Annotated in this window: 10 protein-coding genes and 1 pseudogene; 6 read left to right on the forward strand and 5 right to left on the reverse strand. The window is 61.8% G+C overall.

Going from position 1 to position 10,098, the window contains the following annotated elements; translation table 11 throughout:
* The 5 genes and pseudogenes from EN925_RS09740 to EN925_RS09760 form a co-directional block, all read left to right on the forward strand.
* Positions 1–451, forward strand: a 451-nt coding sequence (locus tag EN925_RS09740) for an ATP-binding cassette domain-containing protein (protein ID WP_128336489.1), incomplete at its 5' end; no start/stop codon positions are given.
* Complete coding sequence (locus EN925_RS09745) at positions 448–1,146, forward strand: ABC transporter ATP-binding protein (RefSeq protein ID WP_064995205.1); 699 nt, start codon at positions 448–450, stop codon at positions 1,144–1,146. The genes EN925_RS09740 and EN925_RS09745, both read left to right, overlap by 4 nt.
* Positions 1,147–1,792: 646 nt before the next feature.
* Positions 1,793–2,832 (forward strand): annotated as a pseudogene (locus EN925_RS09750) (diguanylate cyclase).
* A 276-nt stretch (positions 2,833–3,108) separates the two neighbouring features.
* On the forward strand, positions 3,109–3,783 hold the full coding sequence (locus tag EN925_RS09755; RefSeq protein WP_206524286.1) for a hypothetical protein: 675 nt from the start codon (positions 3,109–3,111) through the stop codon (positions 3,781–3,783).
* A 55-nt stretch (positions 3,784–3,838) separates the two neighbouring features.
* The gene (locus EN925_RS09760; RefSeq protein WP_064994232.1) at positions 3,839–4,033 is read left to right on the forward strand and encodes a hypothetical protein; all 195 of its coding nucleotides are present in this window, start codon (positions 3,839–3,841) and stop codon (positions 4,031–4,033) included.
* A gap of 49 nt (positions 4,034–4,082) precedes the next feature.
* On the opposite strand, the gene EN925_RS09765 is transcribed toward EN925_RS09760, so the two are convergent.
* The 5 genes from EN925_RS09765 to EN925_RS09785 are packed head-to-tail and all read right to left on the reverse strand — an operon-like array spanning position 4,083 to position 9,628.
* A complete protein-coding gene (locus EN925_RS09765; RefSeq protein WP_064994233.1) occupies positions 4,083–5,105 on the reverse strand; it encodes a formate dehydrogenase subunit gamma in 1,023 nt (340 codons plus the stop codon).
* A 56-nt stretch (positions 5,106–5,161) separates the two neighbouring features.
* Positions 5,162–5,758: a formate dehydrogenase FDH3 subunit beta gene (gene fdh3B / locus EN925_RS09770; RefSeq protein WP_127368576.1), complete on the reverse strand. Its 597-nt coding sequence runs from the start codon at positions 5,756–5,758 to the stop codon at positions 5,162–5,164.
* A 16-nt stretch (positions 5,759–5,774) separates the two neighbouring features.
* Positions 5,775–8,696 (reverse strand): formate dehydrogenase subunit alpha, encoded by a 2,922-nt coding sequence (locus tag EN925_RS09775; protein ID WP_127388302.1) that lies wholly within the window; start codon positions 8,694–8,696, stop codon positions 5,775–5,777.
* Positions 8,697–8,703: 7 nt separating this feature from the next.
* Positions 8,704–8,913 carry a formate dehydrogenase gene (locus EN925_RS09780; RefSeq protein ID WP_127367122.1) on the reverse strand — a complete coding sequence of 70 codons (210 nt, stop codon included), beginning with the start codon at positions 8,911–8,913 and terminating at the stop codon, positions 8,704–8,706.
* A gap of 43 nt (positions 8,914–8,956) precedes the next feature.
* Entirely contained in the window at positions 8,957–9,628 is a 672-nt protein-coding gene (locus EN925_RS09785) for a molecular chaperone TorD family protein (protein ID WP_127367123.1), read from the reverse strand.
* 214 nt (positions 9,629–9,842) lie between these two features.
* Here EN925_RS09785 and EN925_RS40125 point away from each other — a divergent pair.
* Positions 9,843–10,098: hypothetical protein (locus tag EN925_RS40125; protein ID WP_206632813.1), on the forward strand; the 256-nt coding region annotated here is incomplete at its 3' end.

Below are 10,098 nucleotides of genomic sequence, written 5' to 3' on the forward strand. Positions count from 1 at the left end.
GGGCGAGGCGCGTGGAAAGTTCCGGCTTGATCTGTTCAAGAGTATCCACAGCGTTCCCAGTCTCAGCGAGCAGGTCGAGCGAACGGCGGCGCTGGTGAACCTTACGGCGCGGCTCGATCGGCCAGTTTCGGAACTGGCTTATGGCGAGAAGCGGCGGCTGGAAATCGGTCTTGCACTGGCGACGTCGCCGAGCCTGCTCCTGCTTGACGAACCGCTTGCCGGCATGAGCCCGCGCGAGCGCGTCGAGACCGTGGCGCTGCTCAAGTCAATCGCGCGTGCACGCACGATGATCATCATCGACCACGATATGGATTCGCTCTTCGAGCTGGTCGAGAAAATCACCGTCCTGCAGGAGGGCAGGGTGCTGGCCGAAGGCACGCCCAGTGAGATCAAGGCCAACGCAAAGGTGCAGGAAGCCTACCTTGGCGGTGTACATGGAGAGGTGGCATGAGCCTGCTCGATGTGAGAGCATTAAACAGCTATTATGGTGACAGTCACATTCTGTTCGACGTCACATTGAGGGTCGAGAAGAATGAGGTCGTGGCGCTCCTGGGCCGCAACGGCGCTGGCAAGTCGACGACGCTGAAGAGCCTGATGGGGGTCGTGACGCCGCGGACCGGCTCGGTTGAACTAGACGGGGTCGAACTGGTTGGCAGGAAGGCGCACAGCATCGCTCGGGAAGGCATGCAACTCGTGCACGAGAATCGACGCATCTTCGGCAGCCTGAGCGTCGAGGAAAACATCATTCTGGCCGGGTTGACTGCGGATGACCGGTGGCCGCTGGAACGCATTTACACGATGTTCCCCCGGCTGAAGGAACGACGCGCCAGCCGTGGTACGGATTTGTCAGGTGGCGAACAGCAGATGCTGGCTATAGCGCGTGCATTGGTGCGCAACCCAAAGATCCTCCTGCTTGATGAACCCTTCGAAGGACTTGCTCCAGTCATTGTGTACGACTTGGTGCGCGCCTGCCGCGAGCTGGTCCAGGCAGGGCAGACAATTGTGCTGGTGGAACAGAACATCGCAGCGACGCTGGCGCTCGCGAGCCGCGTTTATATCATCAACAATGGCCATATCGCCCACGAAGGCCCGGCCGCCGAACTCAAGATCCAGGCGGGGCTGCTGCAACACCATCTTGGCGTCTAGGTCCAGCCCGTGGACAATCCCACCACCTTCATCGACAGTGTCATCCCCGCCAGAGAATTCGTGAGATTGTGGCTATCACGATCGGAAAGATAGCTAGGAGTTAGGCAAGTGCCTTGAGCCGCCAGCAGACGGTGGCTTTTGGATTTCGACCCCGACTTGATAGTGGAGGGGCAGTCCAAGACATTCTCATGCGCTCCGTACGCCTTTGCTCGAAGAGACACTGATCGGGGCACGGTCTCGTCAGTGGGCGCGGCTTGGCAGCAGGCCGCGAGCCATGATGGAGCCGTAAACGCTTGCAGGGATCACAGCGGAATTCGCAAGTCGGTACCTCTGGAAATCAAATCTTCAGGATAGCTTGGCATTCTTGTCCATCCCGAGGAGCGGATGGCTCGGGCGGAACATTCAGGAGAAACCAGTTGTAAGGGCCGATATTTGACAGAACGGATGCACCTAGACGTGCAGGATAGTCCTGGCCATAACTGCAGAAGTCGACCGACTACTGGCGAGCCGCACGCGCGATATCCGGCTGACGGGCGAGATCTACCGCCTGTTTCGAGCGCGTGTCTGGTCGCAGACAAAGATCATCCGAGCCTGGATGGTCTGGGTGGCTTTGTTGGACGTGCTGACACTCGCGCTCAACATGGTGATGCTCCCAAGGGCAACTGCGCTATCCATGCTCCTGCCTGGCGCCATCATTCCGCCCGTCGCTGTGGCCGTCGTTCTTATCTGGCGAAAGCCGCGGGCGCCGTGGCTACAAGGGGCTTCGCTGATCGCGGGCTTCTTCCTCATTTTGTTGTCGGTTGCGTTGGTCGGCGTAAGCGCTGGTGGCGAGTTCTACGAACGGCACTTGAACATCATGCTGTTCGTGGCCATCACAGCCATCATCATCTTCGGGGTTCCGCTGGCCTGGACGGTGACTATTGCCGCCTTGGCGCTCGGTCTCTATCTCGTTTTTCAACTACACAACCCGGGCATCGAATTTGGCAGCGCCGTGGCTGCGACGTTGTTTTCACCAGCGGCATCTTCGCAACGGTCGCCGCGCGGCGCAGCATGACAATTCTCGCTCAGAAGACCTTCCTGTTTGAGCTTCGCGACCGGCGCAGGGTCGCCGAACTGGCGGAAGCGAATGATCGGCTGAAACTTTTGGCGAGGACTGATCCGCTCACTGGCATAGCCAACCGGCGCTGGATGACGGAAACGCTTGACCGTCTATGGGACGGTGGCCGGAAATGCCACGGCGGTGCCGCCATGCTGATGTGCGACATCGACGACAAGAAGCTGAACGACCACCTCGGCCATGCCCAGGGCGATCGCTGTCTGGTCGAGGTCGCCAGAATGATCCAGGAAAACGTGAGGCGCGACCGCGATCAGGTGGCCCGCTACGGCGGCGAAGAGTTCCTGGTGTTGCTGCCCGGGGTGGACGAGGAAGAGGCCGTCGCGGTGGCCGAGCGAATTCGTCAGAGCGTTGAGGCCGCGGCTTTTCCCAACCCTGCATCCCGCATGTCGCCTAGCGTCACACTCAGCATTGGAGTTGCAGTTCAGACGACTGACGAGGCCATCTCACCAGAGCAGTTACAGAGTCACGCGGATGCGGCGCTCTACCTTGCCAAACAATCCGGCCGCAACCGAGTGCTGCTCCACGGATCGGCGTCATTCGGGCGAAAACATGTGCAGCCGGCACGGTGATGCCTCAAGTACGTCAGGGCGAAAGTCGTTGTGCTGTTCTTGTGCGGCTGAAGCAGACCGGCTCGGCGACATAAGCCGACCCGGGTGCGCCGGTAATGCGGCGATCCGTGCCCGAGCCCTCATAACGGGGGTTGACGATGCGGGAACCTGATAGTTGAAGGCAGCAATGGAACGCAAGGCGGCGTTGGACATTTCGTCTGGATTGGCACGCGTGCGACGGTGGTGCCCCGACTGCATCCGGCGGCACCGTCTGACACGAAGGGGAAGGAGCTAGCGATGAGAAGAATTGCCCTCGCGGGAATGCTTACACTCTCGGTTTCGGCCTCCCAGGCACAGACCGCGACGCCTCAGCCAGCCGCACCGACCGCTGAGGCGCCTGCCGGTCAGGTGGTTGCGTCGGGGCAAGGCGGCCCGGTCAACCTCTGTCACGAGATCCTCGCCTTCATGAAAGCGCCTCCAGCTGAGACGCCCCCACCCACCGGCGCGGCAAAGAAGCCGGATGCGGCTTCAGCTAAGCAGGGCACGACCGGATCGGGCGACCCAGCGAAGTCGGAGGGTGGTACGGGCTCTGCGCAAAAAATCACCGGACAGGACGGCGTGGCAACCGACGCTCCCCAGCCAGGCAAGGACAACGCAGCCAGCGGATCGGCGCACAATGCCCCGCAGAAAGAAAGCAGGGCAGCGCCGCTGCCCCCCGCAGACGTGACCAGCACGCCCAAGGAATCCGTGCTGACTGTCGAAGCGGCAGAGCAACTCGCCGATGCGAACGATATCGCCCAGTGCCAGAAAACGGCTCGCGCCATGAGAGTTGCCGGCGTTGCCATGCCACCGCCGCTGATTGCATTGGCAGCACTCGATATGCAATATCAGCAGAAGGCGGTTGTGCCGGCCGAGCCCACAGGGGCTGCCGGTGCCCAGCGTCTAGCGCCGCAGGCGGCCACGCCGAAATAGCGAGAGCAAGAACGGTGGCTGGCGGGCCCGTCTCGAGAATGAAGGAGCAGGCGGGATGCGTATGATTTTGACGGGAATTGTCGTTACCGTCTTAGTTGCCTTTGGTGCCGGCTATGTTTTGCGCGCACAGCAGGTGCCTTCCTGGCAGGTCTTCAGCACCGACAGTGCCCGGGTGGGCGATCCGGGCCACAATCTCGTCGGGCAGAACTGGTCGGGCGATCCCGCCGGCGGCTCCGCCGGCAAATCATGACCAACTACCTCCTGAGCGATTGGGCTGCAGTCGACCAGCGATAGAAACGCTATTCGGCCGGCTCAGCGGAAGTCTCCGGCGTAGCATCGCCCGTCTTCGCCTGCTGCTTGGCAACCCAGGCGCTGTGGTGCTCCTTGGCCCAATTCAGATCCACTGTGCCGGACACCATGGCTTCGTAGGCGCCTTCCATGCCGAGCGTGCCGATATAGATGTGGGCGATGATGACGGCGATCAGGAGGACGCCTACGACCGCATGAACATACTGGGCCGTCTGCATGCCGTTGATATCGGCGAAGGAGAATGGGAACAGCATGTAGATGCCGGACACCGACAAGGCAATTCCGCCCAGCAGGACCGCCCAGAAGATAAGCTTCTGTCCTGTGTTGAAGCGTGCCGCCGGCGGGTGCGTCCGGTTCGACTTGTCGAAGAATCCGCCGCCGACCTTCAGCCAGTTGGCATCGTAGCGGTCGGGCAGGTTGTCCCAGACCCAGGCGACCAGCATGACAAGTACGCCCAGCATGAATGCCCAGGCGACGAAGTCATGCGCGTATTTCGCCCAAAACGACCATGCCGAGAACGCGTCCGGTCCGATCAGCGGCATCAGCAGGCGTTTGCCGAATACGAGATTCAAGCCGGTAACGGCCAGGATGATGAACGCTGTGGCAGTCGTCCAATGGGCAAGCCGTTCGATGGCGTTGAAGCGCAGGATCCTGACGCCTGATTCACCCGCCGCGACGCGGATGCGGCCTCTGACGAAATAGAACAGCGCCAGCACGACCAGCATGCCGAGGATCGCAATGCCGCCGATCCAGGGCAGCACGCGCTCATGGAAGCCCTGGTAGTCGCGGCCCTGCGGCTGCTGCAGCGTGGCGGCCTTGCCGTCCGGTATGGTGACGCGGCCCCGGATTTTGTTGAGTTCATCGAGAAGTTGCCGCTCGCTGACAGCCTGGGCGGTCGGGTTGTTTCCTGAACCGGCGTCCTGCGCCCTGGCCGGAACAACAAGCAGGCCGAGAGCCAGAATGAGTGCGGCGGCCGCCGGGGAAATCAGTCGACCAAGGCTCGAGATACGCATTTGCTCGGTCCTCCTGAGCTTGTTTGTCTGCGCGAACCAATCGGCACCGCGATGAACTATACCTCAATTGTCTCCCGATAGGCCGTCTGCCACCCCCACGCACCGGAGCCGTAGCCGCGCTTCGTCACGCGTTCCTTGTAGATCGCAGCGATGATCTCGCCGTCGCCGGCCAGCAGCGACTTGGTCGAGCACATCTCGGCGCAAAGCGGCAGCTTGCCTTCGGCCAGCCGGTTGGCGCCATATTTTGCATATTCGGCCTCGGTCGAGTCCGGCTCCGGACCGGCCGCGCAGAACGTGCACTTGTCCATCTTGCCGCGCGATCCGAAATTGCCGACGCGCGGGTATTGCGGCGCGCCGAACGGACAGGCGTAGAAGCAATAGCCACAGCCGATGCACAAATCCTTAGAGTGCAGCACCACCGCGTCGGCAGTCGTATAGAAGCATGCGACGGGGCACACCGCCGCGCACGGGGCGTCGGTGCAATGCATGCAGGCCATCGAGACGGAGCGCTCGCCGGGCTTGCCGTCATGGATCGTGACGACGCGGCGGCGGTTAATGCCCCAAGGCACATCGTGCTCGTTCTTGCAGGCGGTGACGCAAGCGTTGCACTCAATGCAGCGATCGGCGTCGCAGAGGAACTTCATCCTGGCCATTTTCCGCACCTCCCTGTTACGCCATCGCGATCTGGCACAACGTGACTTTCGGCTCCTGCATGCCCGTTACCGGGTCATAGCCGTAGGTGGTGATGCTGTTTGCGCTTTCACCGAGCACATAGGGATCGGCGCCTTCGGGGTAGTTGGCCCGCAGGGTCTCACCCTGGAACCAGCCGCCGAAGTGGAAAGGCATGAACGCTACTCCCTTGCCAACACGCTCGGTCACCAAAGCCTTCACCCGCGCTTTGGAATCGTTCTCCGCGCCGGTCACCCACACCCAGACGCCGTCGCCAATGCCGCGGGCGGCTGCGTCCGCGGGATTGATTTCGACGAACATCTCCTGCTGCAACTCGGCCAACCACCGGTTTGAGCGGGTTTCCTCGCCGCCGCCTTCATATTCGACCAGGCGACCGGTCGTCAGGATGATCGGGAAGGATTTCGCGACGCCCTTGTCCACCGCCGCCTTCTGAACGCTGAAGCCGATATTCGGCAAACGGAACTGCTTGGCGTCAGGATAGGTCGGATATTTTGCGACTAGGTCCACCCTGGGGGTATAGATCGGCTCACGATGGATCGGCACCGGGTCGGGCAAGTTCCAGGCGACAGCCCTGGCCTTTCCGTTTCCGTAGGGGTGACAGCCGTGGCTGAGCACGACGCGCTGGATGCCGCCCGACAGGTCGGTCGACCACGAGACCTTGCCGATGTCACCCATATCATCGCCGATCGTCTGGATGACTTTGAGTTCCTCCGCACTCAAGTCCTTGTCCCAGCCGAGCTTTTGCAGCACCGCCATCGTGAATTCCGGATAGCCGTCGGTCAGTTCCGAGCCTTGCGTGTAGGAGCCTTCGGCAAGAAGCGTCTCGCCGTTACGCTCCACACCGAAACGGGCCCGGAAGGGACTGCCGCCATCCATTACATGCAGGTCGGTGCTGTAAAGGTTGGCCGTGCCAGGATGGCGTATTTCCGGCTTGCCCCAGCATGGCCAGGGCAGGCCGTAATAGTCGCCGCCGACCTCCGGATCGTCCTTCGGCGCGCGTAGCGTCACAAGATCAAACTTGTGCTGGTTTTTCATATGCGCCTTGAGGCGCTCCGGCGATTGACCGCAGTAGCCGGTCGACCAGCTTCCGCGGTTCATCTCACGCAGTACGTCCTCCGGTTGCGGCCGGTCACCCTCGACCGCGATGTTCTTGAACATCCAGTCGGCAAGGCCGAGCTTCTTCGCGAGCAGGTAGATGACCTGATAGTCGTCCTTCTGCTCGAAGCTTGGCTTGACGATCTGCTCGCCCCACTGCAGAGATCGGTTGGAGGCGACGCGCGAGCCGGAAGTCTCGAATTGCGTACAGACCGGCAGCAGATAGACGTTTTCCTTGCGCCCGGCCTGAACTGCCAGCGATGCCCAGGTCGTCGGGTGCGGATCGGCAACGACGAGCAGTTCGAGGCCGGCCAGGCCCTTCATTGATTCCGGTATGCGTGTGATGCTGTTGCTGGCGTGGCCCTGGACGAACATCGCCCGCAGTCTGTCACGCTGCTGAATGTCCTCCTTGGGGAGCACGACCCCATCGAACCATCGGGTCAGCGGGATGCCGGGTGTCTCCATCGCCTCCTTGGAGTCGAACCGGCGCAGAAGGTCGTCGTATGGAATTTGCCAGACTCGCGACCAATGCTTCCAGGCGCCCTCCGTCAGGCCATAGTAAAAGGGCAGGGTCACCACATCCAATCCAATGTCGGTCGCGCCCTGCACGTTGTCATGTCCACGGAAGATGTTGGCGCCGGTGCCCGGCTTGCCAACATTGCCCGTGGCGAGGCACAAGATGCAGCTGGCGCGCACGTTGGCTGTTCCGGTCGTGTGGTGGGTCTGCCCCATGCACCAGATTATCGTCGATGGCTTTTGCGTGGCGAACATCTCGGCGATGCGCTTCATCTGCTCGCCAGGCACACCAGTGATGCGCTCGACCTCGTCGGGCGGATATTTCCCCACCTCCTTGCGGACTTCGTCCATCCCGTAAACGCGCTGGGCTATGAATTCCTTGTCCTCCCAACCATTCTCGAAAATGTGCCAGAGCAAGCCCCACAGCACCGCGATGTCGGTGCCAGACCGAATGCGAGCAAACTCGGTGGCATGCGCGGCCGTACGGGTGAACCGCGGATCCATCACGATGAAGTTGGACTTGTTGAGTTCCTTGCCTTCGAGCAGATGCTGCATGGCGACTGGATGTGCTTCGGCAGGGTTCCCGCCCAGCACTATGAGCGTCTTGGAATTGCGGATGTCGTTGAAGGAATTGGTCATCGCGCCGTAGCCCCAGGTATTGGCCACGCCCGAAACCGTCGTCGAATGGCAGATCCTCGCCTGGTGGTCCTGGTTATTGGTTCCCCACAGGGCCGCAAGCTTGCGGAAGAGGTAAGTCCCCTCGTTGGAGAACTTCGCCGATCCCATCCAGTAGGCCGACTCCGGTCCGGACTTCTCACGAATGTCGAGAAGCTTGTCGCCGATCCCATTGATGGCGTCATCCCAGGAGATGCGCTCCCACTTGCCGCCGGAAAGCCTCACGGGGTATTTCAGGCGGCGGTCGCTATGTACCAGCTCGCGCACGCTTGCGCCTTTGGCGCAATGCGAGCCTCGATTGATGGGGCTGTCCCACGATGGCTCCTGTCCGGTCCACACGCCGTTCTGGACTTCCGCCGTGACCGTGCAGCCGACAGCGCAATGTGTGCAGACACTTTTCTTCAACTCGGTCGGCACTCCCGGCTGCGGCGGGCTGATCGCCGCGGCTTTGCTTACCGTGCCGAACTGAAACGAGCTGAGCGCGGCTATTCCGCCAACTGCGAGGCCGGAGCGGCGGAGGAATGTCCGTCGGTCGAATGGAGCCGAATCCGTGCCAGCAAGGAGGCTTTGCAGTCTTGTGCGGCTTGCCTGTCCGCTTTTGCGCTTCGTCAGCATGGCGGCCTCACTTCTTTTCAGGGTAGCGGTTCACGCGGTAATAGGCCTTGATGTGATCGGTTTCCCGGTAGCGGGCCCGCATCTCGTCTTCACCGGGGTCATAGGCTTGCGCTTCGCGCGGAGCCAGTGCCGCCGCCGCAACGGCGGTGGTGGAGGCGCCGCCGAACGCCCGGAGGAAGCTGCGCCGGCTCAGTCCCGTCGATCGCTCCTCCTGCATTGCAACCTCCATCTGTCAGGGGCATCCGGCCCGCTTGCATTTCCTATGCGCTTCGCCGCGTCTCCATGGCAAAGGCTTCAGTTTCGATGTCGATAAAGGTTCGACCGGCCACCCCGACCGATCGGTAGAATTTCGCCGTTTTTGCGCTTTCCAGATCGCCAAAGAAACGTCCGGCCCATGGCGCGAGGTGCCGTTCGAAGAAAGCCTGCTCTTCGCCGGCCGCCACCTCGAAATGATTGCTGGCAAAGCCGCTCATGATCTCGCAGAGCGTTCCGAGATGATCCTCCGGGTCGCAGTGGCCGGCGGCTCGCTCCATGCCCAGGCGCATCATGTCCTGGCGCAGGCGGGCGAGTGGCCGTTCGTTGAGAAAGCCCGTGAGATAGTAGGAAGCGTAGGGAAGAAGCTCTCCGCGTCCCACGCCGATGAAAAGTTCGAAATATTCGCGATTGATATCATCCGCGCAGGTGCAGGCCGCTGCCCGGCCCAAGGCAGCGTGAGCGCGACCGAGCGGCGTGTCGCTGCTGTCTTGCAGGCGGGCAAGCCGGGTCAGGAAGCCGCTATCGGGTGGCTTGAGCAATAGCAACGCGAAGAGGGCATATTCGTCGGCGCGGGCTTGATCGATATCGTCAAGATCAGCGCCATCGAAATCGATGATTGAAGCATCCGCTCCATCCGACGATCCATACGCCTGGTCCAGGGGCAAGTCCGGGTTCATCGTGTGACCTTGACCGTGCTTCCGAGATTAGGTCAGCGATTGTAGCCCCACCCCGAACGATTGCAACAGCAGTCTGACGAATTCGTGCGGCTGGTCTAGTAGCAAGTCGGTGTTGGTCGTGTGACCTTGATCGTGGGCCCCTGATTGGGTGAGCTATCGTGGCTCTGCGCTACGGGTGCAGCAGGTCCCGGCGTCAGCGCGGGATCGCTCTGCCGTGGCGCGGCCGGGAGAGGACCTCGGTACGCGAGGGCGGAGAGACAGGGCCCGCGTCCGCCGCCTCTATCTCACCTGCTCCGTCAACTGGCGACCTCACCTCGGTAGGCTCGACGGTCTGGGCTTCTGGCGCATCGGTATCAGCTTCGCCAACTGGTGGCGTATTCTCCGGCCATTGGGCGTGCGCTTCGCCGGGCGCCTGGGCGGGCCAAGGCCGGGGAATTGCGGCTGTTTCCCGCTCATTCGCTTCGATGGGT

This window comes from Mesorhizobium sp. M7A.F.Ca.US.006.04.2.1 (assembly GCF_004022915.1).
Taxonomy (GTDB): Bacteria; Pseudomonadota; Alphaproteobacteria; order Rhizobiales; family Rhizobiaceae; genus Mesorhizobium; species Mesorhizobium ciceri.